Here is a 19063-nt window from a genome sequence, read left to right as displayed (position 1 = left end):
TATTATAACATCCGGTAAAATAACAAAACTGTTTAAACCATTCTCTAGTTAGGTGTTAATTAAGAATAACCAGATTTTAGTAAGAGCTAGTTCCTGCCTGGTTTAGCAAATTATTTGGTGGTACGGTCTGTGTCTTTCTTGCGAAAGATGGGTACGTAAAATCTGTTAGCTGGTCTTGGCAAAATACTGCCATCATGTTCCTGGTTGTCATCCGAATTTTTCCACTGAACTACGGTTTGCATTTCTAAGTGGATAAAATTTAACGGAGCAGGTAATTTAAAAATTATAAAAAAACCGAATGGGAAGGGAGCGAAAGGCGAGATATTTAAAAGTTATTATTGGCTTTTGGTTATGTAGTTACTTGCCCAATTTGTTGCTTAATATTTAATATTTAGCTCTAATGTTTGTTAAAATAGCAGTAAGTAGCTTATGTGGTTAAAGTATGTGCCAAACCAAAGAAGCTTATACATATTTTAGAAACCGATAAAAAATTAAAAAATTTTAAAAGTATAAGAACAATTGAATATAATCCTGACGAACGGCTGTTAGGCGATTGTTAATTCAAAATATTTTATAATATGAGCACTTACATTAGATATTGTTTAATCAGAAGACTTATACTAAACTAATAGATAATTGGGGCCGTTTTTTTTATATCCAATATAGTTTTAAATTTGATATTATGTATTAACTATCCAATAAACTTAAGTACAAATTATGATTTTAAAAGTAAAAACTGATTTTCCCCGTCTCTAACAGCGCTTGTCTCCAAAAAAGTTATATACCCAAGGGTTTAGCCTGCTTTAAAACCAAAAAATGCTCCAACACCTGGCTGTTCAACTAAAGCTGATGAGGTTGTTTTTTACCTAGCCTGATAAAAACAATCTTTGCACTTTATTGTTAATTAGCTCATTACTACGCGATTTTCAGAATAATACTAATCTGATTTTCCCTAATTATCTCTCTGAATAAGCAAAAGGTTAGTTTTTAAATCAGCCTTCTTGTCTATTTAATTTTAACAACCCATACAAACAACAAACAAATCTTATGGCAAAATTTTTATTAATGAAGTGTATGCTTCTGCTTTTCTTAATAAGCGAAGTAAATGCACAGTCGCAGGCCATATCCGGTAAAGTAACGGATGGTGCCACTAACCAGGGCCTGCCTGGTGTAACTGTTTTGGTAAAAGGTACTTCAACGGGTACCAGTACCGATGTGGAAGGTAATTATTCTATCAATGCCCCAGCTTCCGGCGTTTTATCCTTTAGCTTTATTGGCTATACTACTGTGGAGCGAACCATTGGTAGCGCTACAACCATAAATGTTACCTTAAACGTGGATGCCGCTCAGTTAAGCGAGGTGGTTATTACGGGTTATTCTACCCAAACCCAGCAATCATTTACCGGTTCGGCCAAGGTGGTTAGCAGCGCAAACTTAGAAAAAAAGAATGTTTCTAACGTTACGCAGGCCTTAGCCGGCGAAGTAGCCGGGGTGCGGGTAATTAATACCAGCGGCCAGCCTGGTTCCACCGGAACAATCCGTATCCGGGGTTTAGGTTCGGTAAATGGTAACCGCGATCCTTTATATGTGGTAGATGGAGTGCCATTTTCAGGAAACTTAAATTCCATCAATCCGGCTGATATTGAGTCGGCTACGGTGCTGAAAGATGCGGCTGCAACGGCTATTTACGGTTCGAGAGGGGCCAACGGGGTAGTGGTAATAACTACCAAAAGCGGCCGGGGTAAAACTTCTTATATCGAAGCCGATGCCAGCACTGGTACCAACATGGCTTTATTGCCGCGGTACAGCACCATTAAGTCGCCGGAGCAATATATAGGCTTAGGCTGGGAAGCTTTGTATAACCAGGGGGTTGCGCTGAACAATGCCAATCCGACTAACTATGCCAATACCCGGTTATTTTCTACGGCTGGTATCCGTACTAACTATAACTTATGGAATGCCACCGCCGCCCAGTTAATAGATCCGGCTACCCGCACAGTGAGACCAGATGTTACTCGTAAATACGACCCGGAAAACTGGGAAGATTACGCGTTCCAGAATGCTGCCCGGAATGAGGTTAACCTGAAGTTTGGCGGCTCGAATGGTAAAACCAATTATTATTCTTCTTTCGGTTATTTAGACGATCAGGGTTATATTATTAATTCTGATTTTCAGCGCTTATCAGCCCGTTTAAATGTTACCCAGGAAATTAAAAAATGGTTAACCGGAGGGGTAAACTTTGGTTATGCCAGAACCGAAAGCAATAACAACGGCCAGAGCGAAGACTCCGGTAGTATTTTCTGGTTTGCCGATAATATGCCGCCGATTTATCCTTTGTTTATGCGCGATGCCGAAGGTAAATTATTGACTGACCCGATTTTTGGTGGTAACCGATTTGATTACGGCGGGGGCTCTAATGCTACTTCGCGGGGTTTTGGTGGCTTAACCAATGCTATTTCGGATGCTACGTACGATGTTAACCGCAACAACCGGAACGAACTGAACGGTAGTGCCAATTTAAACTTTAATATTCTGGATGGTTTAACTTTCGAGAACAGATTAGGCGTTCAGTATTACAACGACAAATACGTAAACAGAGGCAATAAATATTACGGTGGTTCTGCTTCGCAGAATGGTAGCATTTATACCGAAAGAGAAGAGTTAACCACTTTCAACTTATTGAATCTGTTAAGATACAACAAGTCCTTCGGGCAGCACGGTATTGAGGCGTTGGCCGCACACGAAGCCAGTAACTGGGGCCGTAGCCTCTTAATAGCCTCGGGTTATAACCTGGTAGATCCGGATTTGTTGGATTTAAGCAATGCCGTGGTATTTAACCCTTCTAACTCTTACACCAACCGGTATTCCTTAGAAAGTTATTTTGCGCAGGTTAACTACGACTTTTCTAAAAAATACTTCCTGTCTGGTACTATTAGGAGAGATGGTTCTTCCCGGTTCCGCGAAGACAAATGGGGTACTTTCGGTTCGGTGGGGGCTGCCTGGTTAATTTCCAGCGAAGACTTCATGAGCAGCCTGCCGCTACTGAACAACTTAAAGTTAAAGGCCAGTTACGGCTTAATCGGCGACCAGGCCGGTGTCGGTTTCTATCCGGGGTACGATTTGTTTGATGTAGATAACTTGAACGATGCACCGGCTTTTGCCTTCTACTCTAAAGGTAACCCGGATTTAACCTGGGAAACTTCTAAGATGTTCCAGACCGGTATTGAATTTGGCTTAGGCGAATATATTGATGGTTCGATAGATTATTATATCAAAAATACCGACAATTTAATATTCGAAAGAAGAGTTGGCCCTTCGTTAGGGTATGCCTTGCTGCTGGTAAACGACGGCAAGCTAAGAAACCGGGGTCTGGAGTTTGACTTAACCGGCCACGTGCTGAAAACCGAAGATTACCGTTTGGACCTGAATGTAAACGGCGAAATGTTTAACAATGAAATCACCGAAATGCCTTTAGACCCGGTTACGGGTAAGCAGAAACCAATAGACGTTCAGGCACCTTTCGGCTGGTCAGTAGGCCACTCTATCTTTGATTTTTATATGAGAGAGTATGCCGGTGTAGACCTGAAGGATGGCCGGGCTACCTGGAATGTGGTATACAACGATGCTAATGGCAATGATGCGTTAGATGCCGGCGAAGGAATAACGGACCTGAGCAATTATTTAGCCAGCAATCCGGATGTACGGGAAAGTGAATTGAAAACCACTACTACCAAAACCTATACCAGTGCTACGCAGAAATATGTTGGCAAATCGGCTATTCCTAAAGTAAGAGGTGCTTTTAACCTGGCTGGCGGTTATAAAGGTTTTGATTTAAGCGCGCAGTTTATCTACAGTGTGGGTGGTTACGCTTACGATTACCGCTATGCTTCTTTAATGGGCAATGGTTTAATTGGCAGCAACAACTGGCATACCGATATTTTAAACAGATGGCAGAGCGCTGACAGCCCAGGCGATGGCATTGTTCCGCGGCTTTCTAATAACGCCGATGTAAATGCTGCCGGTGCTTCTACCCGCTTCCTGACCAAAGCCAATTACCTGGGTCTGAACAATGTTCGGCTGAGCTATACCGTACCGGAAAACATAACCAGCAAAGTGGGCTTGGGTGGCCTTACCGTTTGGGTATCCGGCGATAACTTATGGATTAACACCGCCCGTAAAGGCTTTAATCCGGCTATTTCGGAGGCAGGTAGCTCTAACCGGGATAATAGCCAAAGCAGATACCAATATAATCCTTTATCTACCCTCACCGGTGGTTTAAGAGTGAAATTTTAATTAAACAGAAATGAAAAGAAGTTTATATATAATAAGTGCAGTTGCTCTTTCTTTTATGGTGAGCAGTTGTAAAGATGATTTCCTGGAAGAAGAGCCAACCCAGCGTTTATCGCCGGAGCAGATTGCCAAAGCCGCTGAAAAGGACCCTTCTTTGTTGAATGGCAGTATTGCAGGTTTGTACGCTACCATGTACAAAACCGGCACCGGCGGAACCACTAACCACGACGATTACGGGCAGAAAGGCTACGACGTTTACAGCGATATGCTGGTATCGGATGTGGCGCTGGCCGGAACAAACTACGGCTGGTATACCGGCGTAGTGCGCTATCAGTCTACCAAAGATTTTACCTCTAACCCGGCTTATCAGCCGTGGCGGTACTACTACCGGCTGGTGCTGGGTGCCAATACGGTAATTGATGCTTTGGGTGGTACAGATGAAGAGCAAACCGTGCCGCAAAACCGTTACACCATGGGGCAGGCCAAAGCTATCCGGGCTTACGCCTACTTTTATCTGGCCCAGTTTTATTCAGCCGGTTACGGCGATGGAACGGAAAAAATATTGCCAATTTACAAAGATACCAAGTCGCCGAACCAGCCAAAAAGCACTACCGCCGAGGTTTATGACTTTATTATAGCCGATTTAACCCAGGCAGTAGCCTATTTAGATGGTTTTAACCGGGCTTCTAAAGACCAGATTAACCAGCAAGTAGCAAAAGGCTTATTGGTTTATGCTTTATCGGCACGGGGTACAACCGCCGATTTAAATCAGGTGGTAAAACTGACCGATGAGATTATTTCGACCGGCGGATTTAAATTGTTAGAGAAAAATGAAGTGGTAGCTCAGCTGGATCCGGCTACCGGCCGCGTATTAAATCCGCAATCCGGCTTTAACAATGTGGCTAGCTCAAGCTGGATGTGGGGCGTTGATTTAACCCTGGCCATTAACCTGGACCTGATTTCTTGGTGGGGACAAATGGACGTATTTACTTATAGCTATGCCTGGGCCGGTGACCCCAAAACCATCGACAAAGGATTATACAATGCTATTCGGGCCGATGATGTTAGAAAAGGCCAGTTCGACCCGGAAAATGGGGGAATTGAAAAGTTCTACGAAGAGGACGGCTACGCCGAAGGTGACCTGGACTTAATGCCGGTAAATAAATTCTTCGATCCGGCCCGGGTTATTGGTGGTCAGCGGAATGTTACCACCGACTATGTGTATATGCGCTTAGAGGAGATGTATTTGTTAAATGCAGAAGCGAAAGCCAGACTAGGTCAGGATGGCGCTGCCAAAGACATGCTGAAACAACTGTTAGCCAAAAGGGTAACCAATGCTGGTTATGTAGATGCGTTAAGCGGCCAGGCATTGTTAAACGAAATTTATCTCCAGACCCGTATTGAGTTATGGGGCGAAGGTAAAGCTTACTTAGCCATGAAGCGTTTGAAGAAAACCGTTACCCGCGGATCAAACCACTTGTTCGAGGCCGGTAAGTCGTTTGCGTATGATGCCGACGAATTAACCTTCCCGATTCCACAAGCAGAGGTACTGAATAACCCGGTGTTAAGCCAATAAGTAATAAGTACCAATCAATGTTTTCTAAGTAAGGCTTTTATCTCCTGATTAGAAAGTACAAATTAATTTAATACAAAAGGGCTGTTCGCAAGAGCAGCCCTTTTGTATTTAGAGAATACCGGCGCTACTACTGTGTTTTTTCAGAATTTTATTAAATCTTGTGCTGAATTTATTTATCCCGGACATGCTTTCTTCGATTCGATTATTTCTTGCTGTTTTTGCGTATTTAGCTTTTGTAGGTGCCCAAACTGTTTATAGCCAGGTTAAGCCTAATGCAGGCTTAACCATCGACCAGATTATGCAGGGCACCGCTTTTACCGGTACTTCGCCCAGCAATATTTCTTGGTCGGAAAATGGGCGGCAAATATATTTTCAGTGGAACCCCGAAAACAACCGGCGCGATTCTTTATACACCGTAAATGCCGACGGCAAAAATATCCGGAAAGTAAGTGCATCGGCAAGCCGGTTATTGCCAACTACTAACGGTGCTTACAACCGCAACTACACCCAAAAAGTATATGAAAAAAACGGCGATATATTTTTGCTGGATGTTAAGTCCGGTAAAATACAGCAACTCACCCATACCGTAGAACGGGAATATTTACCGGACTTTACTTTCGACCAAAAGAAAATAGCTTTCCTGCAGAAGGATAATTTGTTTTACCTGCACCTGGGATCCGGCCAGTTGGTGCAGCTAACCGATTTCCGGAAAGGCGCCAAACCCGTTGACCCAGAAGCGCCCAAAAACGAACAGGAAAAGTGGCTTCGCAAACAGCAAACCGTACTGTTGGATATTGTGAAGCTCCGCGAAGCCGATAAAGCGCTCGCAAAAGCCCAAGTCAGGCAAATGGGGAAAAACCGTCCTGTTGAAGTTTATCTCGGTGATAAGTCGGTTGATAATATGGTGCTAAGTCCGGATGAACGCTACATTACTTACCGGGCTGCCACCTCCGTAACAGCAAACACTCAAATAGCGCAGGTACCTAATTTTGTAACTAGTTCGGGCTTTACCCAAAATATTCCAACCCGTTCCAAGGTAGGTAACCCGCAGCCTGTTTACGAAATGGCTGTTTATGATCGCCAGCAGGATACAATATTTCAGGTTTCCTTTAAAGAATTGGCGGGCATTAACGAAGTACCGGCCTACCAAAAAGATTATCCGGCTAAACAAGCTAAAGCCGCTAATCCGCGAGCTGTAATAACTTACGGACCGGTTTGGTCGGATAACGGTAAAAATGCGTTGCTGGTGGTGCGCTCCCAAGATAACAAAGACCGCTGGCTGCTGCATTTCGACCCGGCTACCCGCACCAGCAAATTATTGTACCGCCAGCACGATGATGCCTGGATAAACGGCCCCGGTATTGGCTACGGAGCCGGCGAAATTGGCTGGCTGCCCGATAACGAGCACATCTGGTTTCAATCGGAAGAAGCCGGTTATTCGCACTTGTATACCGTAAATATTAATACGGGCGCTAAGAAAGCCTTAACCCAAGGCAACTACGAAGTATCGAACCTGCAAATGTCTAAAAATAAAAAGCACTGGTATTTCAACGCCAACAAAAATCATCCCGGCGATGTGCAGTTTTACCGGTTGCCGCTCGGGGGCGGCGAGGCCGTGGCTTTAACTTCTCTGCCCGGCCACCACGAGGTAACCTTATCGCCGGACGAAAAAAACCTGGCTATCCGGTATTCCTCCAGCAACAAGCCTTGGGAACTTTATATACAGGATAACCGGCCGGGGGCCAAACCCAGGCAGGTAACCAATTCCTTAACCGCAGCCTTTAAAGCCTATAACTGGCGCGAACCCGAAGTAATATCGTTTAAAGCTACCGATGGCGTTAATATTTTTGCCCGGTTGTACCGGCCATCGCAAACTGCTGGCAGAGGCCCGGCGGTTGTTTTTGTACACGGTGCCGGCTATCTGCAAAATGCGCATAAATGGTGGAGCCAATATTTTCGGGAGTACATGTTCCATAATTTTCTGGCAGATCAAGGTTATACCGTACTGGATATTGATTACCGGGGTAGTTCGGGCTATGGCCGCGACATACGTACCGGCATTTACCGGCACATGGGCGGCAAAGACCTTTCCGACCACGTAGATGGCGCTAAATTATTAGTGGATAAATATGGCGTAGACCCAAAACGCATTGGTATTTACGGTGGCTCGTACGGCGGCTTTATAACTTTAATGGCCATGTTTACCCAACCCGATGTTTTTGCCGCCGGTGCGGCCCTGCGTTCGGTTACCGATTGGGCCCATTACAACCACGGCTATACCTCCAATATTTTAAACGAACCTTTTACCGATAGTTTGGCTTACGTGCGGAGCTCACCGATTTATTTTGCCGACGGATTAAAAGGCGCTTTACTCATGTGCCACGGCATGGTAGATACCAACGTGCATTTCCAGGATATTGTGCGCTTATCGCAGCGGCTGATTGAACTTAAAAAAGAAAACTGGGAATTGGCTGTTTACCCCGTAGAGGATCATGCCTTTACGGAACCCAGCAGTTGGGCCGATGAATATAAGCGTATTTTTAAGCTCTTCGAAACCAATTTAAAACCACAACCTTAAATAAGCGCATCTGACCTTAACTGCTTTTTCTTCCGGCTATTTATTGGCAAAAGCAAGTAGAATAAAGATTTTGCGGAGAACCAACGCCGCGCCGGGTTAATAATCATTTAAAGTCAAGTAAATGCCAGTAGAATATACCAAAGGCGATTATATTATTTCGTCCGAGCCAACAAAACTGCAAGTGGAGGTGATTCACGAATATTTGGCAAAAGAATCTTACTGGGCCGAAAATATTCCACTGCAAGTTGTAACGCGGGCGATTGCCAACTCTTTAAATTTTGGCTTGTACACATCTTCGGGTAAGCAGGTTGGTTTTGCCCGTGTAATTACCGATTATGCCACTTTTGCTTATCTGGCCGATGTTTTTGTACTAGCCGAACACCGGGGGCAAGGCTTGTCGAAATGTCTGATAGAATGCATTTTGGCCCACCCGGATTTACAAAACCTGCGGCGGTTTATGCTCATGACCCGGGATGCCCACAGCCTGTATACCCGTTTTGGTTTTACGCCGGTAAAAGATGCCGCTAATTGCCTGGAAATAGCCCGGCCCGGCCTTTATAAAATAAAAGCCGGGCCCACCACATCGTTTAAGGATTAAGCTGTGAGTGTTTATTTTATAAGCAGAATCAAATCCAACTTAAACAACAATCCCCGCTTATTCAAAACTAATTCCTGATAACTAACCACTACCAGCTAATTACTAACAACTCAGCATCAGAACTTATAATTCAGAGCTACCCCGTTGGTAACACCATCTAAAACCGGAATGGTAACGGGCGTAATAGAAAGACCGTTGGCATCGCCCTTTTTATGTAATTGCGGCACCAGAATTCCCACCGTAGTACCTATAGTGTACCCAGTTATTACATCGCTTAAAAAATGTTTACCGGCCCGCAGGCGTAAGTAGCCTACAGTGGCCGGTACGGCGGCGGCAACTCCCCACACAAACGGACGGGCCGGCGAATCGGGATTAAAATCATGAAATACTTTGGCCAGGAAAAATGTAGCCGATGCCGTAGCCGCCGGGTGCCCGGCAAAAAAAGCATTGCGGGCGTTTTTGCTGGTGCGCTCCTTTAAAGGCGCTTCCGTGCCATACACCAAAGGTCTTTTCCGATCTACCAGGCCCGCCGTCATAGCAAATAAAGTACCTGTAACCGACATGGTTTCGGCGTAAAGCAGAAAAACCTGGGGCGCATTCTGGTACACATCTTTGTCGAGGAGCAAGGCCAGCGGCGCTACAAAAGAACCATAGAACGGAATATCGCTCGTTTTTTTAGCCGATTCGCTGTAGTAGCCCGCCGAAAAGCGGTCGAAACTGTTTACCTCGTTTTTAGACCGGGAAAGCGTTAAGGCCTGGGCATCCGGAATGCGGTCTTTCTGACTGATAAAATATACGCCTAATCCGCTGAGCCCCATGCCCGCAATGGTAACCGGTAAATCTACTTTCAGGTTGGTTTTGTACGGCGAGTTGTTTTGACCATAAGTAGTAATAGAAATCTGAAATAAAGTAAACAGAAGTAATAATTTATTTTTCATAAACCAATTTTCGTTTTTAAGGATTTTGAGTGGTTTTGAAACGGTAAACCCAGGGTAAAAGTTTTTGTGTTGCCGGACTCATACGGCCTGGAACGCTGTGTTGGTAGTAAGAAGCATTAACCTTATCTTTGGCAACAGAAACTGACCTGAATGACACCAAACAAAATATCGAAACCCGAAGCCGCTATTCTTTACTTTACCTTTGGGTTACTTTTTTTTGGCATTGTTCTTTCGCGCACCGACCGGTACTGGTTCGATTTTACCTACACCGCCGAAGACGGTTTTATTGAATGGATGACTTTGCTGCCCCTGACAGTCATGATGGTGATTAGCGGGTTGCGTCTGGCAAAATTATTTCGGTTGCGGCGGCCCTTGTTCTTAAGTGCTTTGGCCGGCATAATCCTGGTTTGTGTTTTTTTAATTGGTGAAGAACTGAGCTGGGGACAGCGGTTTCTGGGTTTGGAAAGCTCCGAGTTTTTTAAATCTAATAATTCGCAGAAAGAAACTAACCTGCATAATTTGGTAATAGCCGGTCGAAGCATCAACTTAATTATTTTTTCGCGGACGCTTATTCTGGTTATGGCCTGCTACCTGGTAGTTTTGCCCATTTTGTACCCGCGTAAACAAAAAATTAAGAACATAGTCGATTCCCTGGCTATACCTGTGCCGCAGCTCTACCAGATTATTTCTTTTTTCCTGGTTTTTGGCCTCATTGCGCTTTGCCCTTCGGGCCGCAGGTCCGAATTGCTGGAGTTTTGCAGTTGCTTTTTGCTTTTGCTCATCTTTAAATATCCCCGGAACAAAGAAATATATCTGGCTGAATAAAAAAAATGCCTCCTGCCGGCTTTGTTTAAATATTCATTATTCTTTGCCGAAATACTGTTTAAAATTCTAAACCTCTTACATTTTCTTAAAAATTTCGTAAAAGGATGCGGAGTATGTTATCTTTGCAGCGCTAAAACCCAAACTATCCCGTTTTATTCTGGCGAGATGGCTGTTCGGCTAAAATCAGCTGTACGGAAGCAACCAAAAGATAACTTAAAAATCATAAACCCCGAGCCTTGCAAAAACAGTATAAACCAGAATGAATAAAGGCATGGCTCCCTTAGCAGCATATTTTTATTATTAATACATGACAAGAAAAAACAATCCCTGGCACAGTGTAAAATACGGCGAAAACGCACCCGAAGTAGTTACTGGCATTATTGAAATTCCGAAAGGTTCGAAAGCAAAATACGAGTTAGATAAAGAAAGCGGACTATTGAAACTGGACCGCGTGTTATTTTCATCTATACATTATCCGGCTAATTACGGGTTTATTCCGCAAACATACTGCGACGACTCCGACCCCCTCGATATTCTGGTAATTTGCTCTATTGATGTGCAGCCCATGTGTATGCTGGATGCCAAAGTTATTGGCGTAATGCAGATGATTGATAACAACGAAGAAGATGACAAAATTATAGCGGTAGCTAAAAACGACATGTCGGTTAACCACATTAACGATATTGCGCAGTTGCCGCCGCATACTTTACTCGAAATTCGTCGTTTCTTCGAAGACTATAAAAAGCTCGAAAATAAAGAAGTGATTGTAGAGCAGTTTTTAGGCAGAGAACAGGCTTACGAAATTATTCAGAAAAGCATTGACTTATACAACAGCACTTTTAAAAGTCAGCCTAAAGAAGTTATTTAACAAAAAGTTAAGTACCGCTGTAATATTTTCAGGTACGCTGGCCAAATATTACCCAAAATATTACTTAGATAATAAGCCTGTTAGTAGTGGTGCCCTGGGTACTACGGCTACCAGGCTTTTTTTAGGCGCCGAGCGTTGCGCAGGAGCAAGCGGCCCCACCGGTCTCATTTATCTGTTCCGGTTATTTAATATCCGATAGCCTGATAACCACGTAAAAATTTAAGTTACAACCCTTGCTATTTTTATTTAGTTGAGCTTACCATCCACAGGGCTAATCAGAAGCGCACGGAACTATTTATTTTTCGGAAATATTTTTATTTCCGTGTGCGCCTTTTGCCAAATCTGGACTACTTGTTTGTTGTGGGATTTGCCGTTGCCGGTCGCGTTAAGTTTGTTTGTGTTTTTTTCCACCTTTCTGCTGTATAACTTCGATAGCTTACTACCCTATAAATTACGGCAACAAGTTTCCTTTTCGGAGCGCCGGGCGTGGGCGGCACAGCATAAACCTATAATAACGGGCTTAATGGCGGTAGCCGGCGCAGCGGCGCTTTATTGCTTCTTCACGGCGGGATTTTACCGGTATAATATTTTACTGCTGGGGCACCTGGCTTTGTTATCGGTGTTATATTCTTTGCCGGTGCTGCCCCGGCGCGGCGAGTTGTGGCCCCTGCGGCATGTTCCCTTGCTCAAAATATTCCTGATTGCCTACGTCTGGACTTGCGTAACAGTGTGGTTACCGTTGCTGGCGTATAACCAGGATATATTTTCTACGGAGGCCTGGCTGTTTTTCCTGCGGCGGTTCCTGTTTATCCTGGCTATTACCATTATTTTCGATATCCGGGATGTGGACCGGGATCGGGCAACCGGCACCGTAACGTTACCCGGTACCATCGGGATTAAGAAAGCCAAATACATTGCCTGGATAAGCTTAGCCTTTTTCGCTTTGCTGGTAAGTTTAATACCCCTGCAAAACTACCGGGCAGCTTTGTTGCTCTCGGCCGGCATTACGGCTTACGTGGTGTGGCAAACCCATTCTACTAATAACGAATATTTCTTCTCGGTAATAGCCGATGGCATGATGGTTTTGCAGTTTCTGCTAGTCTGGCTGCTCTGAATAAACTTCCATATCCACGAAATTAACTCCCAAACTGCCGGAAAGCAGCTCCCAAATTCTCAATTAAATCCGATGCAATCAGAGCGGTTTCGCCTACCTGGTCACGGGCTAAATCGCCGGCCAAACCATGCAAATACACGCCCAGGCGGCAGGCATCCAGCGGCGAATATTTTTGCGCTACCAAAGCGGTAATAATGCCTGTAAGCACATCGCCGGTACCGCCGGTAGCCATACCGGGGTTGCCGGTAATATTAAAATAAAGATCGCCCGCCGGGGTACCAATGCAGGTATGGCCGCCTTTTAAAACCACAAAGCATCCGTACTGCCGGCAAAAATTCTGCAGTAGCTTCAGCCTATTATAGTCGTCGGAAGCCGGACCGGCCAGGCGTTCAAATTCTTTCGGGTGCGGGGTTAAGATGGTATTCGGGGGCAAAGCCGGCTGTAGGTTTTCTTCCGCAATAATATTCAGGGCATCGGCATCTATTACGAGCGGTGCTGGGGTGGTTTGTAATAGTTGGCGTACCAGGTGGCGGGTGGCGGGTTCTTTGCCCAAGCCGGGGCCAATACCAATAGCCTGGTAGGTGTTTAAATCCGGCAGTTGCGTCAGGTGGGTTGCTTCGGTATCGGGCAGGGTCATGGCCTCGGGAACGGCTGTTTGTAAAATGGTATAACCAACTTTGGGGCAATGCACCGATAGTAAACCGACACCGCTCCGCAAACAAGCCCGCGCCGCTAAAGCCGCCGCGCCCATCTTACCGTAACTGCCTGCCAGCAGCAACGCGTGTCCGTAGGTGCCTTTATGCGAAAATTTCCGACGCGGTTGAATTATTTGGGTTACCTGCTCCCGGGTAAAGATAAATTTATCTGTAGTAACATCTGCTAAAAATGCCGGGCTGAGGTTAATGGCTACCAGGTACCATTCGCCTACATATTTTTCGTTCTGGGCCAGTAAAAAGGCTAATTTGGGTACTTCAAAACTAAGCGTATAGTCAGCCTGCACAATCGCATCACCCAGCTGGTTAGGTGCTTCTGTATATAAACCCGACGGCACATCAATGGCTATTACCTGTGCCGGCAAATGATTAATATGCTGAATTATTTCGGCGTAAATTCCGGTAACCGACCGGCTTAAACCCGTACCAAACAAACCATCCAGCACTAAATTAAATTCGGAAGCTTCCGGGAAATCTGATGTTTGCTTAATATTAGTAACCGGAATAGCGGCCGGCAAACGTTCCTGATTGGTCAGGAAATCCGGAGAAAACTTATTTTCCGGCGCAACAATCCAGACAGTAGCCGCATAATCCAACGCGTGGAGCATCCGGGCAATAGCCAGCCCATCGCCGCCGTTGTTACCCGGGCCGCAACAGATCAGAATATTTTTACCGGTATCCGGAAATTTACGGGTAAACCATTCGGTAAAAGCATTGGCGGCCCGCTCCATTAACGCAGCCGAAGGAATATTTTCTTCCGCAATTGTACGCTGGTCAGCTTCGCGAATCTGGAGAGCAGTAAGTATTTTCATAGGTTTAGCGGGTGGCGGTAAAGTTGTAAGTACTACGTTTATCAAAATCAGATTAGATAGTATATAATAATGGTACTTAGGAAACTTAACATAGCTCTTAAGTTATTTACCTTGGAATTTACTTACTACTGTACGTAAAAGAGGATTGTAACACTTAATTTAGGTCATTGAGCCCACTCCTGTCATTCAGCAGGAATCTATTTAGCAGGCAGCTAACAAGTTTCCTTCTGAATGACACGTTTGGATTGCTTAAACTTATATTTATTACTTATCTCCACAACAAATTACCGGTCCAGTTCACCCAATACAATATCTACCGAACCTACAATGGCGATCATATCGGCCACCATGCAGCCCCGCGAAATTTCGTGGAGCACTGATAAGTTAGAAAAACATGGCGAACGGCCTTTGCACCGGAACGGAATATCGGATTTACCCGTAGCCCGGAAAAAGTAGCCTAATTCCCCGCGTGGTGTTTCGGCCCGGAAATATAATTCCTGTTCTTTGGGCCGGATTTTTTTCGGACACATGGCCTGCGGGTCAAAATCGGGGGTGCGTTTGCAATCGGTTTCCAAATGGTCGAGGCACTGGCGAATTATCCGGGACGATTCGCGGCATTCCAAAGCCCGGATATAGTTGCGATCCCAACAATCGCCGGTAGTACCCATAATGCCCTGGCCCACCGGAATATCAAATTCCAGTTCGGGATACACCGAGTAGCCATCCACCCGCCGTAAATCGAATTTAAGACCGGAGCCCCGTAGCATCGGGCCGGAGCAACCGTAATTAATGGCCACATTCAGCGGCAGAACGCCAATGTTAGCCGTACGGTCGATAAATATTTTATTTTTGAGCAGGATATCTTCAAACTCATCCAGTTTGGGCTGCAGGTAATCGATAAACTCACGGCAACGTTCTTCAAAACCGACCGGCAAATCGTAGTACAGGCCGCCAATCCAGATGTAATTATAAAGCATGCGCGCACCCGATACCCATTCCAATAAACGCTGAATGTGTTCGCGGTCGCGGAGCATCCACAAAAAAGGCGTGTAAGCCCCAATATCGATGGCGTAGGTGCCAATAGCCAGAAAATGGGAGGCAATGCGGTTTAGTTCGGCCACTAACACCCGGATAAATTCTACCCGGCGTGGTAACTGTCCATCAATCCCCAGCATTTTTTCTACGCCCATGGCCCAAACGTGTTCTGAGTTCATGGCTGCCAGGTAATCCATGCGATCCACAAACGGAATGGTGAGGTTGTAGGCGCGGGTTTCGGCGTGCTTCTCGAAGCAGCGGTGCAGGTAACCAATATGGGGAACCACGTCGGTAATTATTTCGCCATCGGTAATTACTTCCAGGCGCAGCACCCCGTGGGTAGAAGGGTGCTGTGGGCCCATATTTAAAAGCATTTCACCGGCTTTCAGGTTGTCCGGGTTATGCAAGGTGGGCTCCGCCTGAATAATGTAGTTAGAATAAGGAGAACTTGTTTGCGACATATTTTTTAATCCGCTGTCCAAGGGTATTATTTTGTTGAACAATATTTAATTTGAGCCTGGTAGCGGATAAGCTCCCGGCAATTGTGTATTCTTTTCCTAATAAATTTTTATAGGTTAATCTTCAAAAGTTTTGAAGAATTCGCCTTTAAAGCCGTTTACCTCGTTGTGGTTGTCGTAGCGAACTTTCAGGCCGTGGTAATATTCCGGCCATTCGTAATCGCGGCGCAAAGGGTGACCTTCCCAATCGTGGGCGCATAAAATGCGGCGCAAATCGGGGTGGCCGGTAAAGTTAATGCCCACCAGGTCGTAAGCTTCACGCTCATGCCAGTCGGCGGTGCGCCAGATGTGGCTTACCGTGGGTACGGTGGGCAGGGCACCGGTTGGGGTTAAACGCTCGGTTATTACTTTTAAGGTTAAGTGGTGGTCGTAAGGAATGGAATATAAATTGTAAATAACTTCGAGGGTGCCCACTTCCGGGCCGTTATCTAAACCGGTAATACAAGCTAAATAATCAAAGTAAGTTTGCGGGTTCGTGAATAATTCCTGGCAAACGTCGGCCAGCCGATCGGTTTTAATATTTAAAAACGGTTGCGGATTCTGCGTGTTTTCGCCAGTGATTATTTCAGCGCCAAACTTTTCGGTTAGCAGGTCTTTTAATTCGTTGTAGGTCACGTTTTAACTTTTATTTTTTACCGAAGTCAAAATTTATCTTAACCTGACGGTAATATTTATCTATTGGTATTACGCAAGTTTGGGCTTAAGACCCGTTAATTTTTTAGCTTTTGAGATTTATGATCCTGCTCATTATAAAGAATAGTTCAGTTTTGTGTCCAGTCAGGCTTAACTGTAGTTTCTAACGTACCGCTCAATGGAATATGAAAAGAAATGCAAGAGAAAGTGATAGACCTTATATTCAACGTCTCTGTTTAATGGCGGCTGGGGGTTGAACCACAGGTCCCCGTCCACTAAACCAGCGCTATTAAGAGGCGATATAATGCTGGCTGAAGGAAAACGCATCTGACGTTTAGGTGTTGTTATGCCTTATTCTATAGACAAGGTTATCTTCCGTCCAAGGCCGATTTCTAAGATTCGGTAGAGTGTTGAAAGCTGGATATCACTATGCCCATTTTCGATTCTGGATATAAAACTCTTTTTTGTGCCTGTTTTCTCGGCTAATTGTTCTTGGGTCATATTTGCAAGCCTTCTTTCCTCTTTGATAACTTCTCCAATGGCAAATGCCTTAGCTTTGATTTCAAACTCAGTTCTCTTCAAAGAACCTTGCTCACCGTAACGTTTATCAAGATGTTCCTCGAATGTGGTGGTATTTTTATTCTTGGTGCCCATAACTTCTTTATCGCCGTATTGTATGAGTTGCCGCCTCCTTAGGATTTGAGTACTTACTTTTGTCCGAAGTATTCTGCTTTAAGTTTCTCTGCCCGCTCTATTTCTGCCTTTGGCGTTTTTTGTGTCTTTTTCTGAAATCCGTTGAAAAGTACAACCAGCTTTCCCTCGTCAAAGCAGCAGAAAATCCTATAAATATTGCTTCCTAATTCTACACGAATTTCATAAAGCCCATTAGTTCCTTCCATATACTGTAAGAACTTTTTAGGCACTCTTTCTACAATGGTTATAAGAAAGAGTATTTCGTCGATCTTACCTTTTACTTTCTCTGTTTGTCTTTCATAAAATTAGAGAAAGTGATTCTGGTAGAATACAATCTTTCTTATGTATTCCATTTCTCAAAGTTAACGAATAATGGAACAAAAGAAAATGGTTTAGGATAAATGCAAGGAAATATTAGCGAAGATAGGTTGTAATGATCAAGATTACGGTTCTTCAAAGCGGCATTGTAGCTTACGTTGGCCTTTATTAGTGAGTTCTATAAGCTGTTCTTTCCCAATAAATTTTGCACAGCTTTAGGCGCCAACAAGCTTTCATTCCGGATTTTTTCCTGCAGTTTCATAAAACCGCCAATCAGGGCCTCGGGCCGAGGCGGACAACCCGAGATGTAAACATCAACCGGAATAATGCGGTCGACGCCTTTTACCACATGGTAGCCTTCTTCCCAGTAAGGGCCGCCGCAGTTAGAGCAGTTACCCATCGATATCACATAACGGGGCTCCGGCATTTGCTCGTAAAGCCGCCGGATGCGGTCGGCCATTTTAAACGTAACCGTGCCCGAAATTATAATTACATCGGACTGCCGCGGCGAAGCCCGCGGAATAATGCCCAGCCGATCGATATCATAACCCGAAGACCAGGCGCCCATCATTTCGATGGCGCAGCAGGCCAGGCCAAATTGCATGGGCCACAATGCCGAAAGCCGGGCGTAATTGAGGAGGTCGTCTAACTTGGCAACCACAATACTGCCTTCTCCATCTTTTTCGCGCATAAAACTCATAGGTAGTGGTTAGCTGATAGTTATTAGTTATTAGTGTTTAGATTTGATAATTTAGTTTTAGAAAGCTTTTTACTGGCGCAGGTTCGGTAGTTAAACGGTTGTTTCCTCTTTTTTCCGGACGGTGTATTGCCGCTCGTTTACGCGCTGGTACAAATCGGCGGGAACCGGCGAATGGCTCGTTGGCAGAATAGGTTTGGGTTTAATCCAGTCGAGGTGCCCTTTTACCCAAGCGTAAGCCAAGCCCAAAGCCAGAATAAAGATAAATATGACCATCTCGGCTAAGGCAAACCAGCCCCACAACCCGTCGGTAGCTTCTACTAAATCGCGCCGGCCAAAAACCACCGCCCACGGAAACATAAAAGCCAGTTCAACATCAAAAATGATAAATATGAGCGCAATTACGTAAAACCGCGGGTTAAACTGCACCCACGAACTGCCCACGGCTTCTTCGCCGCATTCGTAGGTGGCCAGCTTCTCGGCGTTGGGCCGGTGCGGCCGGATTAAGCGGGCGGTAAATAACCCAATTAATATAAAGATAGCGCCGCCAATCAGGAATAATAATATAGTGCCAAAGTCCGATAAATAACCTGCTGCCATAGCTTACATGTTGTAAATACAAAGATACGTCCTATTTTACGTTTTTTGTGCAAAATTATTCCTGCTTACCCGAAGCCGGATTCAAGCTGGTTAAATAATGCAAGGCGGCACACAATAGCGGCAGGTGGTTTATAGTTGAAATATTACACGCAAAAATTTAGAGCAGGGCGTAACATTTAAACGCCGAAACCTGTTGAATATAGCCTTATCTATTAATATATTATTATTTAGATTAATTCCGCAAACCTTCATAAACC

General features: G+C 44.8%; 16 protein-coding genes. 7 read left to right on the top strand and 9 right to left on the bottom strand.

Annotation, left to right across the window (positions count from 1 at the left end):
- Positions 1-110: 110 nt before the first annotated feature.
- Positions 111-242 (bottom strand): hypothetical protein, encoded by a 132-nt coding sequence (locus AAE02nite_RS26865; RefSeq protein ID WP_262713470.1) that lies wholly within the window; start codon positions 240-242, stop codon positions 111-113.
- 832 nt (positions 243-1074) lie between these two features.
- Between AAE02nite_RS26865 and AAE02nite_RS19600 the strand changes: the two genes are divergently transcribed.
- The 4 genes from AAE02nite_RS19600 (at position 1075) to AAE02nite_RS19585 (ending at position 9042) form a co-directional block, all read left to right on the top strand.
- On the top strand, positions 1075-4293 hold the full coding sequence (locus AAE02nite_RS19600; protein WP_246151190.1) for a SusC/RagA family TonB-linked outer membrane protein: 3219 nt from the start codon (positions 1075-1077) through the stop codon (positions 4291-4293).
- 10 nt (positions 4294-4303) lie between these two features.
- Entirely contained in the window at positions 4304-5866 is a 1563-nt protein-coding gene (locus AAE02nite_RS19595) for a RagB/SusD family nutrient uptake outer membrane protein (protein ID WP_146901807.1), read from the top strand.
- 184 nt (positions 5867-6050) lie between these two features.
- Positions 6051-8444, top strand: a complete 2394-nt coding sequence (locus tag AAE02nite_RS19590; RefSeq protein ID WP_146901841.1) for a S9 family peptidase — start codon at positions 6051-6053, stop codon at positions 8442-8444.
- 121 nt (positions 8445-8565) lie between these two features.
- Positions 8566-9042 carry a GNAT family N-acetyltransferase gene (locus tag AAE02nite_RS19585; RefSeq protein WP_146901805.1) on the top strand — a complete coding sequence of 159 codons (477 nt, stop codon included), beginning with the start codon at positions 8566-8568 and terminating at the stop codon, positions 9040-9042.
- 116 nt (positions 9043-9158) lie between these two features.
- Here AAE02nite_RS19585 and AAE02nite_RS19580 read toward each other — a convergent pair whose 3' ends face one another.
- Positions 9159-9980 (bottom strand): phosphatase PAP2 family protein, encoded by an 822-nt coding sequence (locus AAE02nite_RS19580; protein ID WP_146901802.1) that lies wholly within the window; start codon positions 9978-9980, stop codon positions 9159-9161.
- A 150-nt stretch (positions 9981-10130) separates the two neighbouring features.
- Here AAE02nite_RS19580 and AAE02nite_RS19575 point away from each other — a divergent pair, with 150 nt between their 5' ends.
- The 3 genes from AAE02nite_RS19575 (at position 10131) to AAE02nite_RS19565 (ending at position 12787) form a co-directional block, all read left to right on the top strand.
- A complete protein-coding gene (locus AAE02nite_RS19575) occupies positions 10131-10805 on the top strand; it encodes a hypothetical protein (RefSeq protein WP_146901799.1) in 675 nt (224 codons plus the stop codon).
- Between the two features lie 307 nt (positions 10806-11112).
- Complete coding sequence (locus tag AAE02nite_RS19570; RefSeq protein ID WP_146901796.1) at positions 11113-11673, top strand: inorganic diphosphatase; 561 nt, start codon at positions 11113-11115, stop codon at positions 11671-11673.
- Between the two features lie 322 nt (positions 11674-11995).
- A complete protein-coding gene (locus AAE02nite_RS19565) occupies positions 11996-12787 on the top strand; it encodes a UbiA family prenyltransferase (protein WP_146901793.1) in 792 nt (263 codons plus the stop codon).
- Between the two features lie 22 nt (positions 12788-12809).
- Here AAE02nite_RS19565 and AAE02nite_RS19560 read toward each other — a convergent pair whose 3' ends face one another.
- The 7 genes from AAE02nite_RS19560 to AAE02nite_RS19530 all read right to left on the bottom strand — a co-directional run bounded on the left by AAE02nite_RS19560 (position 12810) and on the right by AAE02nite_RS19530 (position 18806).
- Positions 12810-14312, bottom strand: coding sequence for an NAD(P)H-hydrate dehydratase (locus AAE02nite_RS19560; protein ID WP_146901790.1), 1503 nt, complete (start codon positions 14310-14312; stop codon positions 12810-12812).
- A 284-nt stretch (positions 14313-14596) separates the two neighbouring features.
- Positions 14597-15808, bottom strand: coding sequence for an NADH-quinone oxidoreductase subunit D (locus AAE02nite_RS19555; protein WP_146901786.1), 1212 nt, complete (start codon positions 15806-15808; stop codon positions 14597-14599).
- Positions 15809-15922: 114 nt separating this feature from the next.
- Entirely contained in the window at positions 15923-16480 is a 558-nt protein-coding gene (locus tag AAE02nite_RS19550; RefSeq protein ID WP_146901783.1) for an NADH-quinone oxidoreductase subunit C, read from the bottom strand.
- 369 nt (positions 16481-16849) lie between these two features.
- Positions 16850-17152 carry a helix-turn-helix domain-containing protein gene (locus tag AAE02nite_RS19545; protein ID WP_146901781.1) on the bottom strand — a complete coding sequence of 101 codons (303 nt, stop codon included), beginning with the start codon at positions 17150-17152 and terminating at the stop codon, positions 16850-16852.
- Between the two features lie 53 nt (positions 17153-17205).
- Positions 17206-17451, bottom strand: coding sequence for a type II toxin-antitoxin system RelE/ParE family toxin (locus AAE02nite_RS19540; RefSeq protein ID WP_371863492.1), 246 nt, complete (start codon positions 17449-17451; stop codon positions 17206-17208).
- 236 nt (positions 17452-17687) lie between these two features.
- Positions 17688-18209, bottom strand: coding sequence for an NADH-quinone oxidoreductase subunit B (locus AAE02nite_RS19535; RefSeq protein WP_146901778.1), 522 nt, complete (start codon positions 18207-18209; stop codon positions 17688-17690).
- Positions 18210-18299: 90 nt separating this feature from the next.
- The gene (locus tag AAE02nite_RS19530; protein WP_146901775.1) at positions 18300-18806 is read right to left on the bottom strand and encodes an NADH-quinone oxidoreductase subunit A; all 507 of its coding nucleotides are present in this window, start codon (positions 18804-18806) and stop codon (positions 18300-18302) included.
- Positions 18807-19063 lie beyond the last annotated feature (257 nt).

The sequence above is a fragment of the Adhaeribacter aerolatus genome (assembly GCF_007991635.1).
GTDB lineage: Bacteria > Bacteroidota > Bacteroidia > Cytophagales > Hymenobacteraceae > Adhaeribacter > Adhaeribacter aerolatus.
The sequence above is the reverse complement of the archived record's forward strand: the minus strand, read 5'-3'. Positions and strand labels throughout refer to the sequence as shown.

Excerpts from the sequence above, each read along its gene's own strand:
- AAE02nite_RS19570 (WP_146901796.1), top strand. The coding sequence starts at position 11,113 with ATGACAAGAAAAAACAATCCCTGGCACAGTGTAAAATACGGCGAAAAC.
- AAE02nite_RS26865 (WP_262713470.1), bottom strand. The coding sequence starts at position 242 with ATGCAAACCGTAGTTCAGTGGAAAAATTCGGATGACAACCAGGAACAT.
- AAE02nite_RS19530 (WP_146901775.1), bottom strand. The coding sequence starts at position 18,806 with ATGGCAGCAGGTTATTTATCGGACTTTGGCACTATATTATTATTCCTG.
- AAE02nite_RS19600 (WP_246151190.1), top strand. The coding sequence starts at position 1,075 with ATGCTTCTGCTTTTCTTAATAAGCGAAGTAAATGCACAGTCGCAGGCC.
- AAE02nite_RS19555 (WP_146901786.1), bottom strand. The coding sequence starts at position 15,808 with ATGTCGCAAACAAGTTCTCCTTATTCTAACTACATTATTCAGGCGGAG.
- AAE02nite_RS19595 (WP_146901807.1), top strand. The coding sequence starts at position 4,304 with ATGAAAAGAAGTTTATATATAATAAGTGCAGTTGCTCTTTCTTTTATG.
- AAE02nite_RS19545 (WP_146901781.1), bottom strand. The coding sequence starts at position 17,152 with ATGGGCACCAAGAATAAAAATACCACCACATTCGAGGAACATCTTGAT.
- AAE02nite_RS19580 (WP_146901802.1), bottom strand. The coding sequence starts at position 9,980 with ATGAAAAATAAATTATTACTTCTGTTTACTTTATTTCAGATTTCTATT.
- AAE02nite_RS19560 (WP_146901790.1), bottom strand. The coding sequence starts at position 14,312 with ATGAAAATACTTACTGCTCTCCAGATTCGCGAAGCTGACCAGCGTACA.
- AAE02nite_RS19585 (WP_146901805.1), top strand. The coding sequence starts at position 8,566 with ATGCCAGTAGAATATACCAAAGGCGATTATATTATTTCGTCCGAGCCA.
- AAE02nite_RS19590 (WP_146901841.1), top strand. The coding sequence starts at position 6,051 with ATGCTTTCTTCGATTCGATTATTTCTTGCTGTTTTTGCGTATTTAGCT.
- AAE02nite_RS19575 (WP_146901799.1), top strand. The coding sequence starts at position 10,131 with ATGACACCAAACAAAATATCGAAACCCGAAGCCGCTATTCTTTACTTT.
- AAE02nite_RS19535 (WP_146901778.1), bottom strand. The coding sequence starts at position 18,209 with ATGAGTTTTATGCGCGAAAAAGATGGAGAAGGCAGTATTGTGGTTGCC.